Raw genomic sequence first — 23145 nt, 5'->3', positions numbered from 1 at the left:
CATCCCACGACCCGCCGGCGGCCGTCGGTGCCCTGACCGCTTGTCGAGGCCTGGCGTTCGGGTAACGCCCGGCGTCCGGCGAACCAACGCGGGTGCGCCGTCCGCCCTACGCCGGTTGACCGCCGGTGAGCGGAAAATCCCGCTGCGGATGCCAGACACCGGAGCCGTCCTGCTCGAACAAGCCAAAACTGGTGACGGTAAAAGACGCCCGATAATCGGCAAGCTCGGCGAAGGCGCGATCGAGCGTCTCGTCGTCGAGGTCATGGGCGACGGTCACATGCGGGTGGTAGTAGAACTTGAGCGGCCGCTGCAGCGGGCCGCTCCGCAAATCCGCCTCGAGGCGCTCGCAGTTGCTGATTCCGGTGGCCAGCGCGACGAAAATGACCGGTGACACCGGACGGAAGCTTCCGGTGCCGCGCAGCTGGATGTCGAAGCGGGCATGGCGGCCGGCCACCTCGGCGAGATGTTGCTCAATCGCCGGCAGGTCCTCATCAGCCACCACGGTCGGCGGCACCAACGTGATGTGCGGCGGCACCGCCGTTGCCAGCGGGTCACCGAACGCCTCCCGCCACTTGCGCAGTTCGCCCGCCGTCGGCTCTGGTATTCCGATAGCGACACCGATAACCCGTTCGGTCATCGTCGCGGGCCACGCAGACGGCGCACGGCACACGGGATGCCGCGAAACACCACATCACGCCTTTCTGGGCAGAAATCCCACCCGGTCCCGTACGGTCTCCATCGTCTCCGCCGCGACGGCCCGAGCCCGATCCGCACCCTCGGTGAGGACGGCGTCCAACGTGTCTGGATCGTCAAGGTATCGACGCACTCTCTCTTGAATCGGGACGACGAATTCGACGACGACATCGGCAAGGTCGCTCTTGAATGTACCGTACCCCTTGCCGGCATAGTCGTCTTCCAACTGCGCAATGTCACGTCCGGTCAATGCCGAGAATATCCGTAAGAGATTGGTGATACCGGGCTTGTTCACTTCGTCCGCGCGGATTTCCGTGCCGCTGTCGGTGACCGCGGAACGAATCTTCTTCGCGAGACGACGCGGTTCGTCAAGGAGGTACAGCGTTCCCGCCTCCGGCAGTGATTTGCTCATTTTTGCCGTCGGATGCTGCAGATCCGCTATTTTTCGGGTTTCGCCTACGATATACGGTTCGGGAACGGTGAACGTCGGCCCGAACCGGGCGTTGAACCGCTGCGTGAGGTTTCTCGTCAGTTCCAGGTGCTGCCGCTGATCCTCACCGACGGGAACGAGATCCGCGTGATACAACGCGATGTCCGCCGCCTGCAGAATCGGGTAGGTGAAGAGCCCGACGCCGACGTGCTCGCTGCGCGACGCTTTGTCCTTGAATTGCGTCATCCGGCTTGCCTCGCCGTATCCGGTCAGACAACCGAAGATCCACGCGAGTTCGGTGTGCTCGGGAACGTGGCTCTGGATGAACAGGGTGCACCGGCTCGGGTCGAGGCCGATCGCGAGGAGCTGGGCGGCGGCGATCCGCGTCCGGGCGCGGAGCTGCTCAGGAACCCATTCGAGCGTCAGCGCGTGCAAGTCGACGACGCAGTAGAAGGCGTCGTGGGTGTCCTGCAGCGCCACCCAGTGCCGGAGGGCGCCCAGGTAATTGCCGAGGTGGAAGGAATCAGCGGTCGGTTGAATGCCGGAGAGAACGCGCGGACGGCGTCCGGTGCTCACCATCGGGTCGGACATGGCGGTCATTCTCCCAGAGCCGCACGTGCCGCCGACCCCGCCTCAGTCGGTCGCCGAGTGATCTTAATCTTGGCCACCCGCCGACCGTCCAGCTCGGCGACGGTGAACCGGTAGCCGTCCACGTCCACCCACTCGCCCAGCCCGGGGATGTGTCCCAGTGCAGCGAGCATGAAACCAGCGACGGTCTCGTACGGCCCGTCGGGGAGCCGGATGCCGGTCTCTTCCGCGAAATCCTCGGTGTGGGTCAGGCCGTCGACAATCATTTCGCCCGAGGCGGACGCGTCCACCCCGTCGGGTGCGTGCTCGTCGCGGATCTCGCCGATGATCTCCTCGACCAGGTCTTCCAATGTGACAATGCCGGCGGTGCCGCCGTACTCGTCGACGACCACGGCGAGGCGATGCCCCTCCCGCCGCATCTCGCTCAGCGCCTGCAGGACGCCGAGCCCGTCCGGCAGCAGCTTCACCGGCCGGACGAGATCGCCGACTCGCACGGTCCGGCCCCGGTTCTCGGCCTGGGCGGCCAGCAGGTCTCGCACGTGCACCATGCCGATGATCTCGTCATGGGAACCGCGGAAAACCGGGTAGCGGGAGTGCATCGTCGACCGCAGCTGCGCCAGCGCCTGGCCGACCGGCATCGTCGCGTCGAGGAACTCCACTTCGGTGCGGGGCACCAACACCTCGCGCAGCCGCCGGTCGCCGGCGGTGAATACCTCATCGATGAGCTGCCGCTCGTCCCGTCCGAGCGCCTCATGGCTGGTGACCAGGCCGCGCAGCTCCTCTTCACTCATCGATTCCCGCGCTGCCTTTGGATCCCCACCCAGCAGGCGGACGATCGCGTTGGTCGTCACGGAGAGCAGCGCGATAACCGGGGTGAGGAAGCGCGCCAGACGGTCGAGGGTGGGAGCGATGAGTCGCGCCGTGCCCTCGGCCCGCTGCAACGCCAGCCGCTTCGGCACCAATTCGCCGATCACCAGGGTGACGAAAGAGATCGCAATCGTGACGAACAGGAAGCCGAGGACGTTCCCGGTGTCCCGCGTCACACCGAGGCTGACCAGCCCATCGGCCGTGGCGTGCGCGAGAGTCACCGCGCCGAACGCCGACGAGAGCAGCGACGTCAGCGTGATCGCGATCTGGACGGCGGACAGGAAGCGGTTCGGATCCCGGGCCAACCGCGCCACCGCGGCTCCGCGGCGTCCCCGCCTCTCCAACGCAGCAATCTGACTCTCCCGAAGCGAGACAAGCGCGATCTCAGCCGCGACAAAGAGCGCTTCGAGCAGGATGAGCGCGATGACGACGACGACGTCAACCCAGACGCTGCGCACTGCCGTCACCGCCGTGGTAACCGGCCGAAGCCGGCGGTCCCTCGCCGCAAGCCGACGCAGGACCCTGACTGCCGCCCGATGGCGGCCCGGGACTATGGCCGTCGTCCATGACCTTTAGCGTAGCGGGCTCACGCGGTCCCGAGCGGCGCCGCGCGACCGCACGGCGTGACGCCGGCACGGCCTGACCGATCGGTCAGGCGCCGTCCGCAGCCGTCAGGACGACGCCGCGAGCGCAGCCTGGAGATTCTCCGCAAGGGCAGCGAGGAATTCTTCGGTGGTGAGCCACGGGGTCTCCGGCCCGACCAGCATCGCGAGGTCCTTGGTCATCTTCCCGCTCTCGACCGTCCGCACGCACACCTCTTCGAGCGTGCGCGCGAACCGGACCACCTCCGGGGTGCCGTCCAGTTTCCCGCGATGCTCCAGACCGCGGGTCCAGGCGTAAATCGAGGCGATGGGATTGGTCGATGTCGGTTTCCCTTGCTGGTGCAGACGGAAATGACGGGTCACCGTGCCGTGCGCCGCCTCCGCCTCGACCGTCCGGCCGTCCGGCGTCATCAGCACCGAGGTCATGAGGCCAAGGGAACCGAAGCCTTGCGCGACGGCGTCGGATTGCACGTCGCCGTCATAGTTCTTGCACGCCCAGACGTAGCCGCCTTCCCATTTCAGCGCGCTGGCCACCATGTCGTCGATCAGCCGATGCTCGTAGCTGAGCCCGGCTTCTTTGAACGCCGTCTCGAATTCCTGGGCGAAGACCTCGGCGAAAATGTCCTTGAACCGCCCGTCGTAGGCCTTGAGAATCGTGTTCTTCGTGGAGAGATAGACGGGATATCCGCGGTCGAGGCCGTACCGGAAACAGGCCCGGGCGAAATCGCGGATCGACTCGTCGTAGTTGTACATGCCGAGAGCGACGCCACCGCCGGAGAATTCCGCCACCTCGAACTCGACCGGGGCACCGCCGTCCGCTGGGGTGTAGGTGAGGGTGACCCGACCCGGGCCGGGCACGACGAAATCGGTCGCGCGGTACTGGTCGCCGTGCGCGTGACGTCCGATGACAATCGGCTTCGTCCAGCTCGGCACCAACCGTGGAATGTTCGAGATAATGATTGGCTCGCGGAAAATCACGCCCCCGAGGATGTTACGGATCGTGCCGTTCGGCGACTTCCACATCTTTTTCAGCCCGAATTCGGCGACCCGGGCCTCGTCCGGCGTGATTGTCGCACACTTGACGCCGACGCCGTGCTCCTTGATGGCGTACGCGGCGTCGATGGTCACCTGATCGTCGGTCGCGTCGCGATTCTCAATGCCCAGATCGAAATATAGCAGCGGAATATCGAGATAGGGAAACAACAACTGCTCTTTGATCATGCGCCAGATGACCCGTGTCATCTCATCGCCGTCAAGTTCGACGATCGGATTGGCGACTTTAATCTTCGGCATTGTTCTCCTCGTCGATCTCCTCGCCCCGGGCCATGCGCTTACAAATTCGCGACGTCGGCCTGCTTGGCGGCGACGGCGCGGGCCGCCTCATGGAGTGCGGCCAGTTCGGATTCGGTCAGGGGGGTGGTGACCACCCGTCGTACGCCCTGGGCGCCGATTTCCGCCTCCACCCCGAGATACACCCCGTGAATGCCGTATTCGCCGTCGACCCACGCGCAGACCGGCAGCACCTGGCCGGAATCCTCCGCCACCGCGCGGGCCATCCGTGCCGCTGCCGCCGACGGCGCGAAATACGCGGAACCGGTCTTGAGCAAGGCGACGATTTCGCCGCCGCCGTTGCGGGTGCGCTCGACGAGTTCCTGGATTTTCTCCGGCGGCACGAGATCGGCCAGACGACGCTGCTCGCCGTCGATGGTGACAAAGCACTGCGACGGCACCGGCACCATCGTGTCGCCGTGCGACCCGAGGGTGAGGGTGCGCACCGCGCGGATAGGAACGCCAAGCTCCTCGGCGACAAAATGCGAGAAACGCGCGGTGTCGAGCATCCCGGCCTGCCCCATCACCCGATTCTTGGGAAAACCGGTCACCAACTGGGTCAGCGCTGTCATTTCGTCCAGGGGATTGCTGACGACGATGACCACGGCAGACGGCGCATACTTCGCAATGTTCTCGGCGACGCCGCGGACGATCCGCGCGTTCGTCTCCAGTAGATCCATGCGGCTCATACCGGGTTTGCGCGGAACCCCGGCCGTGATGATGACGATGGACGCGTCCGCGATGACCTCGTACCCTGCGCCGTCCGGGCTGGTGGTCTTACCGATCACTTTGGTTTCGAAACCCTCGATCGGCCGGGATTGGTTGATGTCCAGGGCCAAGCCTTCGGGACGGCCTTCGATGATGTCGGTGAGCACGACGGTCTCAAAGATGTCGTACTCGGCGAGCCGTTGCGCCGTGGTGGAGCCGTAGAAACCGGCGCCGATGACGGCGACCTTGCCGCGTCGTTCTGGAGAATTCCCTGTCGGAGCGCTCATGATCGGTTATCCTATCCCGCCTGCATCGAGCCCTTACTGCCGGGTGACGAGATCCAGCAGAAGGAGCGCTCCGCCGAGCGTACTCAGCGTGACGACGTCGACGAAACGGCTTCGGACGACGAGCAGGCCAGCGCGTCGCGCCGGCAGAATCAGCCGGAGAAAGGCTGCGCCAAGCAAAGAAACGGCAATCGCTGCCACACCCCACCGGAAATGGTGGATGGCAATGACAAAAAGGCCGACACTCACGCCGGCAAGAGCCAGCGCGAGCGGCACTTCGGTGTGCCACTTCGGTGGCTCCTGACGGCGGTCGTCGTCCATGGATGCCCTTTCTCGACCTGGGTCGAGCCTACCGGCGTCGGCCCTTTCGTCGTCGCAGGTCATGCCGCGGGAATGCTCAGTCTGCCGAGCCGGGCAGGCCGGTGGCGGACCGGCAGGCGGGCCGACGCAGGTGGGCGCCGCCGTCCGGCAATTCGGCTACGAGGCGGCGGGAAAACCTGCCTGGCGCTCGGCGGCTTCCACGACGTTGGCGAGAAGCATCGCCCGGGTCATCGGTCCGACACCGCCAGGCATTGGCGCCAACCAGCCCGCGACCTCCCGGACATCGGGGTGTACGTCGCCGGTGTAGCGCGCTCGACCGTCGTCCCCGATGACCCGCGTGATGCCGACATCGAGCACGGCGGCCCCGGGCTTCACTATGTCCGGCGTGACCAGCCCGGGAACGCCCGCCGCGGCGACGACGATGTCCGCGCGCCGGACGTGCGCAGCAAGGTCCTTCGTCCCGGTGTGGCAGGTGGTAACGGTCGCATTCTCACTTCGGCGGGTCAGCAGGAGACCGAGCGCCCGCCCGACGGTAATGCCCCGGCCGATGACGACGACGTCCGCGCCGGCGATGGGCACCTCGTAACGGCGCAGCAATTCCAGGCACCCGCGCGGCGTACAGGGCAACGGCCCCGGCCGCATGAGAACGAGCCGGCCGAGATTGACCGGATGCAACCCGTCAGCGTCCTTCGCCGGATCCATCCGCTCAAGAACCGCGACCTCGTCGAGACCCGCGGGCAGCGGCAACTGGACGATGTAACCGGTGCACGCCGGGTCGGCATTCAATTCGTCGATCACCGCGGCCACCTCCGCCTGCGAAGCGGAGGCCGGAAGGGTGCGCTCGATGCTGGCGATGCCGACCTTCGCGCAGTCCCGATGCTTGCCGGCGACATAGGCGTGACTCGCCGGATCGTCGCCGACGAGCACTGTACCGAGCCCCGGGAGCACGCCCTGGCCGCGCAGCCGGCCGACGCGCTCCGTCAATTCCGCAAGAATGTCGGCGGCAACGGCCCGCCCGTCCAGAATGACCGCACCCATCGGCTCCACCCTCCTGACGTCGTCGATACGCTTGCGCCCCCGAGAATTCGCACCAACCGAGCCGCTGTCGCGTCAGTGGGAGAAATGACGGCTTCCGGTGAAGTACAGGGTGATACCGGCTCGGCGTGCAGCCTCGACGACCTCATCGTCACGCACGGACCCGCCGGGCTCCACCACGGCTCGGACTCCGGCGTCGATCAGAACCTGCAGGCCGTCGGCGAACGGGAAGAACGCGTCCGATGCGGCGACCGCGCCTTTCGCCCGGTCGCCGGCCCGTTGCACCGCCAGGCGGGCGGCGTCCACCCGATTGACCTGGCCCATTCCGACGCCGACCGATGCGCGGTCGGCGGCAAGCAGAATGGCGTTCGACTTTACCGACCGCACCGCCCGCCAGGCGAACTCCAAATCCGCGAGCGTCTGGTCGTCCGCCGGCTCCCCGGCGCGCAGTTGCCAATTCGCCGGGTCGTCACCCTCGGCGTCGAGGTTGTCCACGGTCTGCACCAGAAGCCCCCCGCTGATCCGGCGGAATTCCCGCACCCGGTGCGCAGGGTGCAGTCCGGGACAGAGCAGAATGCGCAGATTCTTCTTCGCAGTGAGAATGTCGAGGGCTCCCTCGGCGTAACTCGGCGCACAGACCACTTCCGTGAAAATGTCCGCAATCTGTTCCGCCATGGCGACGCTGACTTCCCGATTCGCCGCAATGACGCCGCCATATGCCGAGACGGGGTCACACGCGTGGGCTTTACGGTGTGCTTCCGCGATGTCCCGGCCGACGGCTATGCCGCACGGGTTTGCGTGTTTCACAATGGCGACGCACGGTTCGGTGAAGTCGTACGCCGCCCGATGCGCGGCGTCGGTGTCCACGTAGTTGTTGTACGACATGGCCTTGCCGTGCAGAACCCGCGCCTGCGCCAGCCCGGGAGCGGCGTGGTCCGCCCGGTAGAGGGCCGCCCGTTGATGCGGATTCTCGCCGTACCGCAATATCTCAGCGCGCCGGTAACTTGCCCCGAGCCATTCGGGAAATCCGCTTCCCTCATCTGTCGGCGTGTACGAACCACCCATCCAGGTCGCGACGGCGATGTCATAGGACGCCGTGTGCACGAACGCCTCAACGGCGAGCGCCCGGCGCTCGGCGTCCGTGAAACCGCCGTGATGCACGGCATCCAAGACGTCCTGATAGCGCGCGGGTGAGGTGATGACGGCGACACAGTGGTGATTCTTCGCCGCGGCGCGGACCATCGCCGGACCGCCGATATCGATCTGGTCGATGACCTCCGCAGCTGACGCTCCCCGCGCCACGGTCTCGGAGAACGGGTAGAGGTTGACCACGAGCAGGTCAAAGGGCCGCACACCGAGGTCACTGAGTTGCCGAGCGTGTTCCGGCCGGGTGACATCCGCAAGGAGCCCGGCATGAATCGCGGGATGCAGCGTCTTGACGCGGCCGTCGAGGCATTCCGGAAATCCGGTGACCGTTTCGACCCGGACGACGGGAACACCTGCCTCTTCAAGGACACTCGCCGTGCTTCCCGTTGAGACGATTTCGACTCCGGCCGCCGCGAGACCGCGGCCCAATTCAACGAGGGAGGTCTTGTCATACACCGAGACCAGCGCCCGGCGGATCGGGCGCCGGCCCGCCTCAGCGGTATCGGGAATATCGAACGTGCTCACGGAATCGTGACCTTCCTTCCGTCTACCGTCCAACCGAACGCCGCCATGCGGGCGACGGTGTCCACCAACAACGCGCGCTCCACACTTTTGATGCGTTCGTGCAGCGACGTTTCGTCATCATCCACCCGCACCGGAACCGGAGCCTGGGCGATGATGGGCCCGGTGTCAATGCCTTCATCCACGAGGAAAATCGTGCATCCGGTGATTTTCACCCCGTACCGGAGGGCATCCCGCGGGGCGTGCACACCGGGAAACGCCGGTGACAGCGCGGGGTGGGTATTGATGATGCGGCCGGGAAATCGGGCCAGAAACGCAGTACCGACCAGCTTCATGAACCCGGCGAGGACGACGAGGTCCGGGTCGTACGCCGCCACCGCCGCCGCCAACGCCGCGTCCCATTCGCCGCGGTCGGCGAAATCGGCCAACCGGACGACGAACGTCGGCACCCCGGCGCGTTCTGCGCGTTTCAATCCCTGCGCGTCATCGCGATCCGCACCGACGGCAACCACTACGGCCGGGTAACCGGGGGCGGATGCGGCGTCCAGCAGTGCCTGGAGGTTGGTACCGGTCCCCGACACTAAGACGACGAGGCGCGTGCGTTTCATGGTCTCCTTCGTGACGGCCGGCCCCACGATATCGGGAGATCGTTTCAGGCCACCTGTCTGCTCCGCAGCCACCCGGCAGCGGCCGCGCCCGCGAACACTTCAGCGCCGACCGCAAGCGGCGTCCAGAAGAGCGACGGCCCGACAACGGCCATCCGACCCGGCCCGATAGATCCACCGGAGAGCCAGGCCACGGCAGCGGCAAGCATTGCCAGCGCGCCGGCCAACGCGGCGGCCCGAAGCAGCAGAACCCGCCGCGACAATGTGTTCTCGGCCAGCCGCCAGCCCCCGGCCGCTCCAGCCGCCAGCGGTATCGCCAGGACGCACCACGCAAGCGCGGACACCGACTCTGGGATGGCACCGAGCGGCGGGAGCATCGGCACCGGACCGAGCCGGACCCCGCCAGGCGCGACTGTCGTGCCCACGCCGACCGCGAAACCGGATCCCGCCGCGAAACCGAGCGCCCACCCCAAGAAATTCGGCAGGTAGGCGACCGACAACAGGCCGAGCAAGATGCCGCTGCCGACCCCGCCGCCCACCTGGTCCGCCGTCCGTACCATCGCCGGAAACCGGAGGCCGGCAGCCGCCGCCACGAGCCCAGCCGCACCGACGGCCAGAACGACACCGGTCCGTGCCGCTGCCGCGGCGGTGAGCCGCCAGCTTGCCGGGAACCGGTCGCGAAGGTCAGGCCAGCACCCCGCCTCGCGGAAAGCACCACCGAGACCGGCCGCGAACGCAAGGGCGAGCCCGCCCCCGAGCGCCGCGAGGGGATCGGGCAACACAGCGGGGGTCTTGCCCGCCACGGTCAGGAGGGCCGCGGTGACGCCGTACGGCACGGCGAGCGCGCCGGCCACGCCCAACGCGCCCGCGGCGTCGGTGACAGCGGATCGACGCGCCATCCATCGGGCGCATCGATCGAGCACGAGGTACAGGCCGAGCGTCACACCCAGCGGAGCAATTCCGATCGTTCCGCCGGCATGCAATCGCAGCAGGTCGCGGTGCGCTAAAAGCCAGGCCTGGACGGCGGTCGCGAGCGCAGGACGCAGCGATGGGTCGTGGTGGTCCGCGCTCACCCATGCGGCGAGCACGGCGCAGACCAGAAAGGCCAGGCCTAGGACGGCGGCCCAGACCGCGGCGGCGACCCCGAGGAGCACCCGTGGCAGCCGGGCCGGTGCCGGTGCGTCGATCGCTTCGGGACGTCGCGCGGTGGTGACACTCACCCCGCTATGGTCCCAGCCGCCGGGAGGGAAGACGGGTATTGCCACGAGCGGTATCGCCACGGGCGGAAGGGAATGCGCCGTCCCCGCGGCCCGCTGGACCGGCGGCCACGGCTACCGGCCAAGCCGATCCGCGGCCGGGGCAGGGTGCGTACACCGCCCGGTTAACGACCGCGCATGATTTCCCGAACGAGCTGCGCGGTCTGTGACGGCGTCCGGCCGACGCGGACCCCGACCCGCTCCAACGCCTCTTTCTTCGCTTGCGCGGTTCCCGCCGAGCCGGAGATGATCGCTCCAGCGTGGCCCATGGTTTTGCCCTCGGGCGCGGTGAACCCAGCGACATACCCGACGACGGGTTTCGTCACGTGTTCGGCGATGTACGCAGCGGCCAGCTCCTCGGCGTCCCCGCCGATCTCCCCGATCATCACGATGACGTCGGTCTCCGGATCCTCTTGAAAAGCGCGCAGGCAATCAATGTGCGTCGTGCCGATGATCGGGTCCCCTCCGATGCCGACGCAGGTGGAAAAACCGATGTCGCGCAATTCAAACATCATCTGGTAGGTGAGCGTCCCGGATTTCGACACCAGGCCGATCCTCCCGGGTTCGGTGATGTCGGCCGGAATGATGCCGACGTTCGACTGGCCGGGTGAGGTAATGCCCGGGCAATTCGGTCCGATGATGCGGGTGCGGTGCCCGCGGCGCGCCGCATACGCCCAGGCGTACATCGTGTCGTGGACCGGAATTCCTTCGGTAATGACGACGAGCAAAGGTATTCCTGCGTCGATTGCCTCCAGCATCGCCGCCTTCGCCCCGGCGGGCGGCACGAACCCAACCGCGACGTCGGCGCCTGTTTCGGCCATCGCGTCCGCTACGGTGGCGAAAACCGGCAGCTTGACGTCGTCGAACTCCACAAAGGTGCCTGCCTTCCGCGGGTTCGTTCCCCCGACGATCGTCGTTCCGGCCCGCAGCATCCGCTGGGTGTGCTTGCTCCCCTCCGACCCGGTGATGCCTTGGACGATGACCCGGCTGGTGCGGTCTACGAATATCGCCATTGAATGCGCTCCTTGCCTACCGTGCTGCCGCGGCGAGTTCGGCCACCCGCCGCGCGGCATCGTCCATGGTCTCCACCTGTTCGACGCGTGGCAATTGCGCCGCGGCCAGAATTGCTCGCCCTTCGGCCGCCCGGTTTCCGTCAAGCCGGACGACCAACGGGACGTCGATGCGTTCACCAGCCGCAATCAGATTCTCAAACGCGGCGACAATTCCACGGGCGACGGCATCGCACGCGGTAATACCGCCGAAGACATTCACCAACACCGCCCGCACTGCTGGATCCGCAAGCACCACCGTCAATCCGGCGGCCATCACCTCCGCGGAGGCCCCGCCGCCGATGTCGAGGAAATTCGCCGGGCGTATTCCGCCGTACGTTTCGCCGGCGTACGCCACGACGTCGAGTGTGCTCATCACCAGCCCGGCGCCGTTGCCGATGACACCGACCTCGCCGTCCAATTTCACGTAATGGAGCCCGGCTGCTTTTGCCTTCGCTTCCAGTGGATCCGCGGCGCTCGGGTCGGCGAACCGTGCTCGGTCGGGATGGCGAAAATCGGCGTTGTCGTCGAGGGTCACCTTGCCGTCGAGTGCGATCAGCCGGTCGTCGAGGGTGCGGACCAGGGGATTGACCTCGACAAGGCTGGCGTCCTCGGCCTGAAAGGCCTCCCACAGGCCTCGGAGGATCCGCACCGCCTCGTCGCGGACCGCGGCGGGAAAGCCAATGTCGTCGGCGATGCGGGCGGCCAGGGTCGCATCGACTCCCTCGGTGGCGTCGATGGGAACGCGGACGATGGCCTGCGGATTCTCGGCGGCGACCTGTTCGATCTCCACCCCGCCTTCGGCCGAACCCATCGCCAGGAAGGACCGCCGGGACCGGTCGACGAGAAACGCGACGTAGTACTCGTGGGCGATATCGACCGCGGTCGTGACCAGCACCCGGTGAACTCGATGACCGCGGATCTCCATGCCGAGGATCGCTTCCGCCGCGGCTGCCGCCGCGTCGGCATCATCGGCCAGCTTCACCCCACCGGCCTTCCCCCGGCCTCCGGTCTTCACCTGCGCCTTGACGACGACCCGGCCGCCAAGACGTCGGGCAATATCCGCTGCCTGATCCGGGTTCTCCGCGACCTCGCCGGGGGTAATCGGAACACCGTGCGCCGCGAACAACTCCTTGGCCTGGTACTCGAAAAGGTCCACGACACGTCCTCGGTCTCGGTCCGTGCTGCCGGCGCGGCTGACGCAGCCGGCCGCCGGTCAGCAGGTGATGCGCACCGGCGTCAGCGCGTCGACATTCGACGCGGTCGAGCGTAACCAGTGTCAACGATCTCCGTTCCGCCACCCCTAGCCGCGGGCCGGGTGTCGAACCGTACACAATTCACCGTCGTCGACCGATGAGACAACCGATGCCCGATCCGTCATTCGCCGCGTTGCTCCAGGCCGCCCAGGCTGGGGAAGAAGACGCCTTCGCGACGCTGTGGCGCGACGTTCACCCGGCGCTCCTGCGCTACCTCCGCGTCATCGCCGGCGATGCGGCCGAGGATCTCGCATCGGAAACCTGGCTGCACGTCATTCGCGGTCTTGATCGCTTCCGTGGCGACGAGGCGGGTTTCCGTGGCTGGGTGTTCACCGTGGCGCGGAGCAAGGTGGTCGACTGGCGTCGCTACGAAGGACGCCGGCCCGCGCAACCCCTCGCGCACGACGCCGAGCTGCCCGCCGCACCCCATCCCGCCGACGCCGCGGACGACGCCATCGAGTTGCTGGAAACCCGGGAGGCCTTGCGGCTCATTGGTCAGCTCCCGGCGGAGCAGGCGGAAATCATCGTGCTCCGCGTCATCGCCGGCCTGGACGTCGATCAGGTCGCCCGCATCGTCGGCAAACGACCCGGGACGGTGCGGGTGGCCTGCCATCGCGGCTTGCGCCGGCTGCACGACATTCTGATCAGCCGCGCCGGTTCCCTGACCGGCGCCGTACCGCAGGGTGAAAGCCCGAGACCGCGAGAGATACCTCCCTTCGGCGTGGTAGGGCGCGATGCGACCTGACGGAGTGGATACCGCCGCCCGGTCCGACGGCGGGAAGCCCCATCTGGTAACGGGACGGTCGTCGTGCACGTTGTCTGGAATGACCACGTTCCCTGGAATGACAGCGAAGCCGTGAGGAGATGGGTGCGACCGTGAGGCTTTTCTACCGGCTGGTCACCCGGCGTCCACCACACGAGGTGCCGGAGCTCGACACGCTGCTCGCACCTGGTGCGTCGAGTGACGCCGTGCACCCGTCATGGTCCGCGGTGACCCGAGTCCTCAAGGCGGCGGCCGCGCCCCCGCATCCCGAAGAATTCGCTGACGAGCAGGTCTTCCGCGCGGCATTCCGCCGGTACGTCGCGGCCCGGGGGCGGGAGCGGAACCCGGCGGGCAGGCCGGCACACCGCTTCTCCCGTCGGCTTGTCGGAGCCACCAGTGGACTGGCGACCGCAGCGGTTGCGCTCGTCACGGCGGCGTACGCCAGCGCGTTGCCTGCCAGCCTCCAGAGCGTTGCGCATCGCGTCATCGGCGCCCCCGCTCCGAATCCGGCATCGAGCTTTCCGACGCCGCCGAGCGGACCATCACCGAGCCTGACCAGCCCGCTATCCAGCGCAACCTCGTCACCGTCGCCCACCCCGTCAAGGCCTGGCGAAACGCACGGCGGCACCGTGCCTTCGCCGGCGGCCACCGGACTGTGCACGGCGTGGCTGGCCGCGGTACAAGCCGGGCACACGCCATCCGGGTTGCGCGGCCAGCTGACGACGCTGGTCGGCGACGACAGCACGGATCACATCACCGCCTACTGCAACACGGTTCTGGCAGGGAAGGAGACCGCGCCGGAGCACATGCCGGCCAACACCGGCGAAAACAGCGGGAATCCCGGTGACCACGGCTCGCCGGGAAATCCCGGGGACGAGCACAGGCAGAACCAGAAACCCGAGTCGTCCGGCCCGACCGGCGGTACGGAGAACCCCGGATCCGACCGCGGCCAGTCGGAGCATCACGGCGAGAATCAAGGTCCGCCGGCGTCCGGCTCCGCTGAGTCCTGAACCACAGGCGCATTGCTGTCCGGATCGAACGTCCGCCTCCGCGGCGTCACGTGCTGGTGGACCCACTCGACGATGTCGCGGGTGGGCGTCCCCGGCGGGAAAAGCGCGGCCACGCCCATCGCTTTCAAGCGGGCGATGTCGTCGGCCGGAATAATCCCACCGCCGAAAACAATGATGTCCCGCGCATTCTTCGCGGCAAGCAATTCGAGGACCCGCGGGAAAAGCGTCATATGTGCGCCCGAGAGAATGGAGAGCCCGATTGCGTCGGCGTCTTCCTGGACGGCCGCGGAAACAATCGCTTCCGGCGATTGGTGCAACCCGAGGTAAATAACCTCACATCCGGCGTCACGCAGGGCGCGCGCCACAATTTTCAGGCCGCGATCGTGCCCGTCCAGCCCGGGTTTAGCGAGGACGATGCGACACCGCCGGTCCACAGCCATCGCGCCTCCGGACGATTCCGGAAAAAACCTGACTTTTCGAGCATATCTCGACTGGGCCGACCCGATTTGCATCGTCGCACGCACGACCGCTAGTCTCTTGGCGGCCGATCCTTGATCGGACGGGGAGCCATCGCGTACCGTGCAGCGCCCAACAACGCCAACGGAGGCCCGGCTTTGCCCACGTCACGTCCTTCGAGGTCGTTTCGTCGTCGCCGATTCACCATCGGCGGCTGTGTGCTGTTCATCACAGCGGTCAACGCCTCGGGTATCGGAGCGGGTATCGGCAATACCGCGCCGCGGATCATAACAACCGCATCCGCGGCACCCGGTAACAGTTTCGGCGCAACCGACAGCGGAATCGCCGTCGTCCGCCGACTCCCCGCGCGGGCCGCACGTGCCGCGAATCGACCGGGCATCGGCGGTTCGGAGACCGGGCTCGCGTCGACGTCCGCGGCACCGCCGGCGACCGCGACTCTCAGCGGACTGAATTTCTTCTCCGACCTCCTCAACAAGAACCACCTCGTCGACGGCCTACCGGCTCCGGACCCTGGCACGCTCCAGACGCCGGGACCCGCCGATCAGCCGGACAACCCGGCACCAGACACCGCACCGGCCGATGAGGGGGGATCGAACGCGTCGCCAACTCCAGCACCAGCGCCTCCTGCCCCCCACTGGGTCCGGCCGAATTACGGGCCAATCACCTCGCCATTTGGCCGTCGATGGGGCCGGCTGCACGCGGGTGTCGACCTCGGCGGCCGTTACGGCTCACCGATTCTCGCCGCGACGGACGGCACCGTCATTTTCGCCGGGTCGGCCCCCGGTTATGGCCGGCTGGTAAAAATCGCCGACAGCGACGGCACGCAGACCTGGTACGGCCACATGTCCCGCATCCTCGTGCACGTCGGCGAGACCGTGCATGCGGGCGAGGAAATCGCCACGGTGGGCGCCGCCGGTGACGCAACCGGACCGCATCTGCATTTCGAAGTCCGGGTGGACGGCGTTCCTGTCGATCCGGTTCCGTTCCTTGCCGCCCGCGGCGTGCGGTTGTAAAACCCCGCCGGCATCGCCCCGGTTACTGCTGATCCACGGCGAGGTGTCGGCATCCCGTTGTAAAACCCGCCGAAAGCGCCCCGGTTACAGCTTCTCCAACGGTGCGTACGCGAGAACGAGTGTCTTGGCACCAATACGCGGCCCGAAATCGACCTGTGCCTGCGCCCGCGGACCGCTACCGGTCACTGCAATGACCGTTCCGAGGCCAAATCGGTCATGGTTGACCCGATCACCGGGATGCAACGTGACTACCGGTGCGGTCGTCGGTCGTGCCGCGGACGCAGCGGACGCACGTACCGCGGACGACGAAGCGGACGCACCGAAGTCCGCTCGGCGCCAATCCACCAGCGCCTCCGGAATGTCAGCGACGAACTGCGACGGCGGGAACACCTGCGGCGCGCCCCAGAGGGCGCGGGTCACCGCCCGGGTTAGATACAGCCGTTGCCGAGCCCGGGTGATGCCGACATAGGCAAGCCGCCGCTCCTCCGCCATCTGCTTGGGGTCATCGAACGACCGCTGATGCGGAAAGACGCCCTCTTCCAGACCGGTGAGGAAAACGACCGGAAATTCCAGGCCCTTGGCGGTGTGCAGCGTCATCAGCGTGACGACGCCGTCGCCGTCGGCGTCGTCCGGGATTTCGTCGGCGTCGGAGACGAGTGAGACCTGTTCCAAAAAATCGGTAAGCCGGCCGCCCGGATTGTTCTCCTCAAATTCCCGGGCGACGGTGACGAGCTCGCGGACGTTCTCGCTGCGTGACTCATCCTGCGGATCGCCGCTGGCGGCGAGTTCAGCGAGATAACCGGTCCGTTCGATGACAGCCTCGACGACGTCCCCCGGGGGAGCCGACTCGGCAACAGCCCGCAGCTCGTCCAGCAAGGAAAGGAAATGCTGAACCGCCGATGCCGAACGCGGCGCAAGACCGGGTGCTTCATCGTAGCGACGGAGCGCCTCGGCGAACGACACCCGCTCCCGGACGGCGAGGGCATCAATGCACGCCTCCGCCCGCTCCCCGATCCCCCGGCGCGGCACGTTCAGGATTCGCCGCAGCGACAGGACGTCCTCTGGATTCGCGAGCACGCGAAGGTACGCGAGAATGTCCCGTACCTCACGGCGTTCGTAGAACCGGACGCCGCCCACGACCTTGTAGGGCAGACCGACGCGAAGAAACGCTTCCTCGAAGACGCGCGATTGCGCGTTCGTTCGATAGAAAACCGCGATGTCTTTGAACGTCGCCGCGCCCTCGTCGACGAGCCGGTCGATTTCTTCAGCGACGAACGCCGCCTCGCCGTGTTCGTCGTCGGCCACGAATCCGACGATCGGTACGCCGTCGCCGGCGTCGGTCCAGAGCTTCTTCGGTCTGCGGTCGGCGTTCTTCTCGATCACCGCGTTGGCGGCCCGAAGAATCGTTTGTGTCGAGCGGTAGTTCTGTTCCAGGGTGATGACGGTCGCATCGGGGAAATCCCGCTCAAATTCAATGATGTTGCGGATCGTCGCGCCGCGGAAGGCATAGATCGACTGATCCGCATCGCCGACCACCATGAGTTCAGGCGGCGCGCCGTCACCCGCTCGGTCGGGCTGCAGCGGTTCGCCGTCCACCGCGTACCGCGGCACCGTAGGCCCGACGAGCTCGCGGAGCAGCACGTACTGGGCATGATTGGTGTCCTGGTACTCGTCGACGAGCACGTGGCGGAACCGGCGTCGATACTGCGCGGCGATCTCCGGAAATGCCTGGAGCATCGACACGGTCGACATGATGAGATCGTCGAAATCGAAAGCCCCGGCCTGCCGCAACCGCTGCTGATACTGCCGGTACACCGCAGCGATGGCCTTCTCCATGTGTGTGCTGGCTCGACGGGAGTACTCGTCTTCGTCGATGAGTTCGTTCTTGAGATTTGAGATCTGGGCGCTGAGACTGCGGGGCGGATACCGCCGCGGATCCAGGTCGAGCTCGCGGCAGACGAGGGTCATCAACCGGACGGCGTCCGCGGCGTCGTAGATGGTGAACGACGAACGGATGCCGATGCGCCTGGCATTTTCCCGGAGCATGCGCACGCAGGCCGCGTGAAAGGTCATGACCCACATGGCCTGCGCCAGCCGGCCCACCATGCCGTCAAGGCGCCGTTTCATCTCGCCCGCCGCCTTGTTCGTGAACGTGATGGCGAGAATCTCGGACGGCGCAACCCCCCGGGCGCGCAGCAGGTAGGCGATCCGGCGGGTCAACACCCGGGTCTTGCCCGAACCCGCGCCTGCCACCACCAGGAGCGGCCCGCCGCTGTGCACGACAGCCGCCCGCTGCTGCGGATTGAGATCGTCGAGAAGGTCAGCCACGTCACGATCACGTGGCCGGTGGACGGAGAGCGGCTCAGCAAGCGACATCGTCTGCGAGTCTACGTGCCCCCTTGCCTACGATGAGGCACGACCGGATGCCGCAACACCGCCAAGGAGTGCCATGCCCGCGCAGCCGACGCCCGATGAGCAGGTCGAACGAGCCCTGGTCGTCGTCGCGCACCCCGACGACGTGGATTTCGGCGCCGGCGGCACCATCGCGCGATGGACCGGGGCCGGTATCCACGTCACGTACTGCATCTGTACCGATGGGGACGCCGGTGGTTTTGACCTCGAGTTCCCTCGTGACCAGATGGGCGCCCTGCGGCGGGCCGAACAAATCGAGGCGGCGAAGCGCCTGGGGGTCTTCGACGTCCGCTTCCTTGGATATCCCGACGGGCGGTTGGAACCCTCCCTCGCGCTGCGGCGTGACATCACACGAATCATCCGGGAGGTGCGGCCGCAGCGGATTCTGCTGCAGTCGCCGGAACGCGATTACGAGCGGGTCGGCCGATCGCATCCGGACCATCGTGCCGCCGGGAGCGCCGCCTTGGACGCCGTTTACCCGGACGCGCGCAATCCGTTCGCTTTTCCAGAGCTTCGCATCGAGGAAGGGCTGGATGCGTGGACCGTTCCCGAGACGTGGATCATGGGCGGGCCGCTTGTTTCCCATTACGTCGATGTGACCGAGACCTTCCCGCAGAAAATCGCCGCCCTGCGGGCGCATGAAAGCCAGACCGGTCACATGGAACAGCTCGAGGAATTTGTCGGCGGCTGGCTGCGGCAAGCGGCTGCCCGAGCTGGTCTTCCGGCGGGACGGTTGGCGGAGGCGTTCTACGTCATGGCGACCGGCTGACGGGTGGCGCCACCGGCAGGTCCGGGGTGGTCACCAATCGGAGTTCCTCCAACATTCCCCCATTCGGACCATCGTCCGCTGCGCTGCCCGCTTCAGTTGGCGATCAGTTTGGTCGATATGACGGACATGCCGGTCGATTTCATTGCCCGACCTGCCAAGGACATCGGGGATCCCTTGGAGGTCTACCGTGAAAATCTCGGCGTTCGCCGACGCTGCCCACGACAGGCACTGCTCGACGCGGAATGCCGCGGCGCCCCGGACCAGGAAATCCGGTTGCTCGAAGAAGCGGCCATCGCCGCATCCATTGCCGAAATCCGCCATCGGATACGACGCGGCGAGCGACTCGATCCGGTGGAACGGGCGCGTTATGAACGTGACTGCGAGCTGCTCCGCCGATTTCCCGAGAGCCGGCGGGGTCCGGACGGACGGGGCTGGTTTGACCTTCCGGCGATGCCGCGCACGGTGATGCGGCTCGAGTCGCACGAACCGCCGACGCTGGTGAGCAGCCGCGGGTAAACCGGGAACGCGTAAACCGGGAACGTGTAAACCCGGCATCCGTAGGGCCGGCACGCGTAAACCTGCAGCCGTGGGATCGGTCGCGCATAAGCCTGGCAGCCGTCGGACCGCTCGCGCATTGTCCTGGCCCAGCCGAATCAGCCGTGGAAAGCCGCGTCCACGTCATCGACCGCCAGCCAGTGAAATCAGCCATTGCCCGCCGCTTGTGTCATCGAGATCAAGCCACCACCCGCCCGCCGCCCGAGATCGAAACTTTCTAAACAATATCGGGAACCGGTAGCCGTACGGCAGCGCTACGCTGCGCAGCCATACCGGTACACGCTCCGTATACACGCCGAAAAATTACGGCAATTCGTTCACGTTGAGGGGTTGACGGCGTCGGTTGCCCCGCAGTAGCGTCCGTCTGTCCCGTAAGAATTTCCGAAAATTTCGGACACGGTGGAGGAATGCGATGAGAATGCGCTCGATGACGGCAGCGGCGCTGGGCGCTGCCATGGTCGTCGCGACGGCCACCACGGCTTTCGCGCACGGCAATCCGCCGTACCACCCGCCGGCCGATTCGCTCCGCGCGCTGGCTGCGAAGATAGGCCTCCGCGTCGGTACCGCCATCATTCCGTACGACCTCGACCATCCGGATTACGCGGCAATCGCCGCCAGTCAATTCTCGGTCGTCACCCCAGGCAACGAAATGAAGTGGCAGGTCGTTGAACCGACCCAAGGTACGTACGATTGGTCCGGCGGCGATCGGCTCGTGCAATTCGCGCAAGAACACGGACAGCTCGTCCGCGGCCACACGCTCGTCTGGCACAACCAGCTCCCCGACTGGCTGGTCCAGGGCGTCAACAACGGTACGATTTCCAACGCGCAATTGCGGGACCTGCTGCACAAGCACATCGTGGACGAAGTCACCCATTTCAAAGGAAAGATCTGGCAATGGGACGTCGCGAATGAATTCTTCGCCAACTCCTGGGACCCGCATCCACTCCCCGACGGCATCAACGGAGACGATTTCTGGGTGCAGCATCTCGGTGAGGGAATCATCGCCGACGCCTTCCGCTGGGCGCACCAGGCCGATCCGCACGCGCTGTTGTTCTACAACGACTACAACATCGCCGGCGAAGACGGCACGAACGCCAAGGCCGACGCGGTGTACAACTGGGTGAAGAAGATGCTCGCCGAGGGTGTGCCGATCAACGGCATCGGTGACCAGGGTCACCTGGACACCCAGTACGGCTTCCCGACAAAGATGCAGGAGGACTTGCAGCGGTACGCCGACTTGGGTCTGAAGGTGGCGATCACCGAAGCGGATGTCCGCACCTTTGTCACGGACGCGACAACGCAGCAACCGACCGACCCGCTCGCGCCGTACGCGCAGGCGAACTACTACGACGGGATGCTCAAGGCCTGCCTCGCCGTCAAGAACTGCATCTCCTACACGGTCTGGGGATTCGGGGACGCGGATTCGTGGATTCCCGGATTCTTCTCCGGCGAAGGGTACGCAAATCTGTACGACGTGAACCTGCAGCCGAAGCCGGCGTACACGGCCTTGCAGCAGACCCTTGCGCTCGCAGCCGGCGCGCCGCACCGGGCGGGATTCGGTCATCACGCCCTGCGCCGATAAGCGTTGGTAGGAACGCCTGCTTGGGGCGGCACGGACCGTGCCGCCCCAAGCGGTTGGGGTCCCTCCGCCGCAATTGTGGGTTTTCGGGCACTATTCCGTGCTCAGGGAGAACAGGCGCAACCCGCGCTCAGGAGACAACGCCGCGCGTCACTCCCACTCGATGGTCGCCGGCGGCTTGCTCGTAATGTCCAGCACGACCCGGTTGATTTCGGGAATTTCGTTGGTGAGCCGGGTCGAGATGTGGGCGAGCACGTCGTGCGGAATGCGCGCCCAATCGGCGGTCATCGCATCCTCTGAGGTGACCGGCCGCAGCACCACCGGATGACCGTACGTGCGGCCGTCGCCCTGGACGCCGACCGATCGCACATCGGCGAGAAGCACCACCGGGCATTGCCAGATGGCCCGATCCAGCCCGGCGGCCGTCAATTCCTCGCGGACCACGGCGTCCGCGCGGCGCAGGACCGACAACCGGTCGCGGGTCACTTCCCCGATGATGCGGACGGCGAGACCGGGACCGGGAAACGGCTGACGCCAGACGAGCGACTCCGGCAACCCGAGCTCCGCACCGACCGCCCGCACTTCGTCCTTGAAAAGCGTCCGCAGCGGCTCAACGAGCCGAAACCGAAGATCCGGCGGCAGACCCCCGACATTGTGGTGTGACTTGATGGTGGCGGCATTGGCGCCGCCGCCGGATTCCACGACATCGGGATACAAGGTTCCCTGGACAAGGAATTCCACCGGAGCGGAGGCCGCGATGTCCTGGGCGGCCGCCTCAAAGACGCGGATGAACTCCCGCCCGATGATGCGGCGTTTCTCCTCCGGATCCACCACCCCGGACAAGGCGGCGAGAAATCGGTCGGCGGCGTCCACGACATGCAGCCGCACGCCCGTGGCGGCAACGAAATCCTGCTCGACCTGCTCGGCCTCACCGGCCCGCAGGAGTCCGTGGTCGACAAAGACGCACGTGAGCCGGTCACCGATCGCCCGCTGGACGAGCGCCGCCGCGACCGCCGAATCGACACCACCAGACAGGCCGCATATCGCGTATCCGTCGCCGATTTGTTCGCGAATTGCCGTGACCAGCTCGGAGACGATATTCGACGGCGTCCAGTCCGGCTTCAACCCGGCGATATCCTGCAAGAACCGCCGGAGGATCGCCTGGCCGTACTCGGTGTGTCGCACCTCGGGGTGGAATTGCACGCCGGCCATCCGGCGCTCAGGGTTTTCAAATGCAGCGATCCGGGTATTCGGGGTCGCCGCGGCCACCTGGAAACCGGGCGGTGCTGCGGAGACCGTGTCGCGGTGCGACATCCAGACGGTCTGCTCCTCGGGTAATCCGGCGAAGAGGCGGCTGGAACCGGCGGCCCGCAGCGGCGTCGCACCAAATTCGGCGCCGCCGGTGTTCGCGACCGAGCCGCCCAGTGTCGCCGCCATGAGCTGGAAGCCGTAGCAGATGCCGAAGACGGGCACGCCAAGTTCGAAGATCTTCGGATTGAGGGCGGGTGCCCCGGGCTCATAGACCGACGCCGGCCCACCGGAGAGGATGAGGGCGAGCGGCTCCCGGGTCGCGACTTCGGCTGCGTCCGCGTGATGCGGAACGATTTCGCTGTAGTGGCCGAGTTCCCGAACCCGACGGGCGATGAGCTGCGCGTACTGCGCGCCGAAATCGATGACGAGAACCGGCCGGCGCGGCCGCGGTCCAGACGATTCGGTCACGGTCCGATCCTACGTACCGCGGATCTCACATACTGGACACCACTGGACGCCGATGCGATCCGTTGGCACACTGGAGGGCGTGACGCGGTCGACCTTCTACTTTTATGGCTCCGGAAGAGTCCGGTAGCCGTCGATCTCGTCTGCAGACCTCACCGAC

General features: G+C 66.6%; 20 protein-coding genes and 1 pseudogene. 6 read left to right on the top strand and 15 right to left on the bottom strand.

Features of this window, described 5'->3' with window-relative positions:
- Positions 1-106 precede the first annotated feature (106 nt).
- From ACEL_RS02020 to sucC, 12 genes are all read right to left on the bottom strand, one after another.
- Positions 107-637 (bottom strand): 2'-5' RNA ligase family protein, encoded by a 531-nt coding sequence (locus tag ACEL_RS02020; protein WP_011719228.1) that lies wholly within the window; start codon positions 635-637, stop codon positions 107-109.
- Between the two features lie 54 nt (positions 638-691).
- Positions 692-1714 (bottom strand): tryptophan--tRNA ligase, encoded by a 1023-nt coding sequence (gene trpS, locus ACEL_RS02015; RefSeq protein WP_011719227.1) that lies wholly within the window; start codon positions 1712-1714, stop codon positions 692-694.
- 5 nt (positions 1715-1719) lie between these two features.
- The gene (locus ACEL_RS02010; protein WP_011719226.1) at positions 1720-3036 is read right to left on the bottom strand and encodes a hemolysin family protein; all 1317 of its coding nucleotides are present in this window, start codon (positions 3034-3036) and stop codon (positions 1720-1722) included.
- 213 nt (positions 3037-3249) lie between these two features.
- Complete coding sequence (locus ACEL_RS02005) at positions 3250-4473, bottom strand: NADP-dependent isocitrate dehydrogenase (protein ID WP_011719225.1); 1224 nt, start codon at positions 4471-4473, stop codon at positions 3250-3252.
- Positions 4474-4511: 38 nt separating this feature from the next.
- Positions 4512-5504 (bottom strand): malate dehydrogenase, encoded by a 993-nt coding sequence (locus ACEL_RS02000; RefSeq protein ID WP_011719224.1) that lies wholly within the window; start codon positions 5502-5504, stop codon positions 4512-4514.
- Between the two features lie 33 nt (positions 5505-5537).
- Positions 5538-5822, bottom strand: a complete 285-nt coding sequence (locus tag ACEL_RS01995) for a DUF3017 domain-containing protein (protein ID WP_011719223.1) — start codon at positions 5820-5822, stop codon at positions 5538-5540.
- A gap of 156 nt (positions 5823-5978) precedes the next feature.
- Positions 5979-6860: a bifunctional methylenetetrahydrofolate dehydrogenase/methenyltetrahydrofolate cyclohydrolase gene (locus ACEL_RS01990; protein WP_011719222.1), complete on the bottom strand. Its 882-nt coding sequence runs from the start codon at positions 6858-6860 to the stop codon at positions 5979-5981.
- A gap of 72 nt (positions 6861-6932) precedes the next feature.
- Entirely contained in the window at positions 6933-8528 is a 1596-nt protein-coding gene (purH, locus tag ACEL_RS01985) for a bifunctional phosphoribosylaminoimidazolecarboxamide formyltransferase/IMP cyclohydrolase (protein ID WP_011719221.1), read from the bottom strand.
- Positions 8525-9133, bottom strand: coding sequence for a phosphoribosylglycinamide formyltransferase (purN, locus tag ACEL_RS01980; protein WP_011719220.1), 609 nt, complete (start codon positions 9131-9133; stop codon positions 8525-8527). Before purN ends, purH begins: the two co-directional genes overlap by 4 nt.
- Before the next feature lie 44 nt (positions 9134-9177).
- Entirely contained in the window at positions 9178-10350 is a 1173-nt protein-coding gene (locus ACEL_RS01975) for a cell division protein PerM (RefSeq protein ID WP_041834873.1), read from the bottom strand.
- Positions 10351-10511: 161 nt separating this feature from the next.
- Positions 10512-11399 (bottom strand): succinate--CoA ligase subunit alpha, encoded by an 888-nt coding sequence (gene sucD / locus ACEL_RS01970; RefSeq protein ID WP_011719218.1) that lies wholly within the window; start codon positions 11397-11399, stop codon positions 10512-10514.
- A gap of 16 nt (positions 11400-11415) precedes the next feature.
- Complete coding sequence (gene sucC, locus ACEL_RS01965) at positions 11416-12594, bottom strand: ADP-forming succinate--CoA ligase subunit beta (RefSeq protein WP_011719217.1); 1179 nt, start codon at positions 12592-12594, stop codon at positions 11416-11418.
- A 206-nt stretch (positions 12595-12800) separates the two neighbouring features.
- Here sucC and ACEL_RS01960 point away from each other — a divergent pair, with 206 nt between their 5' ends.
- Entirely contained in the window at positions 12801-13436 is a 636-nt protein-coding gene (locus ACEL_RS01960; RefSeq protein ID WP_041834872.1) for an RNA polymerase sigma factor, read from the top strand.
- 119 nt (positions 13437-13555) lie between these two features.
- Positions 13556-14464, top strand: coding sequence for a hypothetical protein (locus ACEL_RS11315; protein WP_049751330.1), 909 nt, complete (start codon positions 13556-13558; stop codon positions 14462-14464).
- 47 nt (positions 14465-14511) lie between these two features.
- Here the strand turns inward: ACEL_RS11315 and ACEL_RS01950 are convergent.
- Positions 14512-14904: pseudogene (locus ACEL_RS01950) on the bottom strand (cobalamin B12-binding domain-containing protein); the annotation flags it as partial.
- Positions 14905-15138: 234 nt separating this feature from the next.
- Here ACEL_RS01950 and ACEL_RS01945 point away from each other — a divergent pair.
- A complete protein-coding gene (locus ACEL_RS01945; RefSeq protein WP_011719213.1) occupies positions 15139-15954 on the top strand; it encodes a M23 family metallopeptidase in 816 nt (271 codons plus the stop codon).
- 84 nt (positions 15955-16038) lie between these two features.
- On the opposite strand, the gene pcrA is transcribed toward ACEL_RS01945, so the two are convergent.
- Positions 16039-18330: a DNA helicase PcrA gene (gene pcrA, locus ACEL_RS01940; RefSeq protein WP_011719212.1), complete on the bottom strand. Its 2292-nt coding sequence runs from the start codon at positions 18328-18330 to the stop codon at positions 16039-16041.
- A 73-nt stretch (positions 18331-18403) separates the two neighbouring features.
- On the opposite strand from pcrA, the gene ACEL_RS01935 reads away from it, so the two are divergent.
- From ACEL_RS01935 to ACEL_RS01925, 3 genes are all read left to right on the top strand, one after another.
- Positions 18404-19135 (top strand): PIG-L deacetylase family protein, encoded by a 732-nt coding sequence (locus ACEL_RS01935; RefSeq protein ID WP_011719211.1) that lies wholly within the window; start codon positions 18404-18406, stop codon positions 19133-19135.
- Between the two features lie 117 nt (positions 19136-19252).
- On the top strand, positions 19253-19651 hold the full coding sequence (locus tag ACEL_RS01930; RefSeq protein ID WP_148204501.1) for a hypothetical protein: 399 nt from the start codon (positions 19253-19255) through the stop codon (positions 19649-19651).
- A gap of 451 nt (positions 19652-20102) precedes the next feature.
- Positions 20103-21272 (top strand): endo-1,4-beta-xylanase, encoded by a 1170-nt coding sequence (locus tag ACEL_RS01925; RefSeq protein ID WP_011719209.1) that lies wholly within the window; start codon positions 20103-20105, stop codon positions 21270-21272.
- 147 nt (positions 21273-21419) lie between these two features.
- Here the strand turns inward: ACEL_RS01925 and guaA are convergent, their stop codons facing one another.
- A complete protein-coding gene (gene guaA / locus ACEL_RS01920; protein ID WP_011719208.1) occupies positions 21420-22988 on the bottom strand; it encodes a glutamine-hydrolyzing GMP synthase in 1569 nt (522 codons plus the stop codon).
- Positions 22989-23145 lie beyond the last annotated feature (157 nt).

It is taken from the genome of Acidothermus cellulolyticus 11B, assembly GCF_000015025.1.
GTDB lineage: Bacteria > Actinomycetota > Actinomycetes > Acidothermales > Acidothermaceae > Acidothermus > Acidothermus cellulolyticus.
This window is presented reverse-complemented; position numbering and strand designations above follow the sequence as displayed.

Bases quoted from the DNA above. Each gene is read 5' to 3' on its own strand.
- ACEL_RS02020 (WP_011719228.1), bottom strand. From the start codon at position 637: ATGACCGAACGGGTTATCGGTGTCGCTATCGGAATACCAGAGCCGACG.
- trpS (WP_011719227.1), bottom strand. From the start codon at position 1,714: ATGTCCGACCCGATGGTGAGCACCGGACGCCGTCCGCGCGTTCTCTCC.
- ACEL_RS02005 (WP_011719225.1), bottom strand. From the start codon at position 4,473: ATGCCGAAGATTAAAGTCGCCAATCCGATCGTCGAACTTGACGGCGAT.
- ACEL_RS02000 (WP_011719224.1), bottom strand. From the start codon at position 5,504: ATGAGCGCTCCGACAGGGAATTCTCCAGAACGACGCGGCAAGGTCGCC.
- ACEL_RS01995 (WP_011719223.1), bottom strand. From the start codon at position 5,822: ATGGACGACGACCGCCGTCAGGAGCCACCGAAGTGGCACACCGAAGTG.
- ACEL_RS01990 (WP_011719222.1), bottom strand. From the start codon at position 6,860: ATGGGTGCGGTCATTCTGGACGGGCGGGCCGTTGCCGCCGACATTCTT.
- purN (WP_011719220.1), bottom strand. From the start codon at position 9,133: ATGAAACGCACGCGCCTCGTCGTCTTAGTGTCGGGGACCGGTACCAAC.
- sucD (WP_011719218.1), bottom strand. From the start codon at position 11,399: ATGGCGATATTCGTAGACCGCACCAGCCGGGTCATCGTCCAAGGCATC.
- ACEL_RS01960 (WP_041834872.1), top strand. From the start codon at position 12,801: ATGCCCGATCCGTCATTCGCCGCGTTGCTCCAGGCCGCCCAGGCTGGG.
- ACEL_RS11315 (WP_049751330.1), top strand. From the start codon at position 13,556: ATGGGTGCGACCGTGAGGCTTTTCTACCGGCTGGTCACCCGGCGTCCA.
- pcrA (WP_011719212.1), bottom strand. From the start codon at position 18,330: ATGTCGCTTGCTGAGCCGCTCTCCGTCCACCGGCCACGTGATCGTGAC.
- ACEL_RS01935 (WP_011719211.1), top strand. From the start codon at position 18,404: ATGCCCGCGCAGCCGACGCCCGATGAGCAGGTCGAACGAGCCCTGGTC.
- ACEL_RS01930 (WP_148204501.1), top strand. From the start codon at position 19,253: ATGACGGACATGCCGGTCGATTTCATTGCCCGACCTGCCAAGGACATC.
- ACEL_RS01925 (WP_011719209.1), top strand. From the start codon at position 20,103: ATGAGAATGCGCTCGATGACGGCAGCGGCGCTGGGCGCTGCCATGGTC.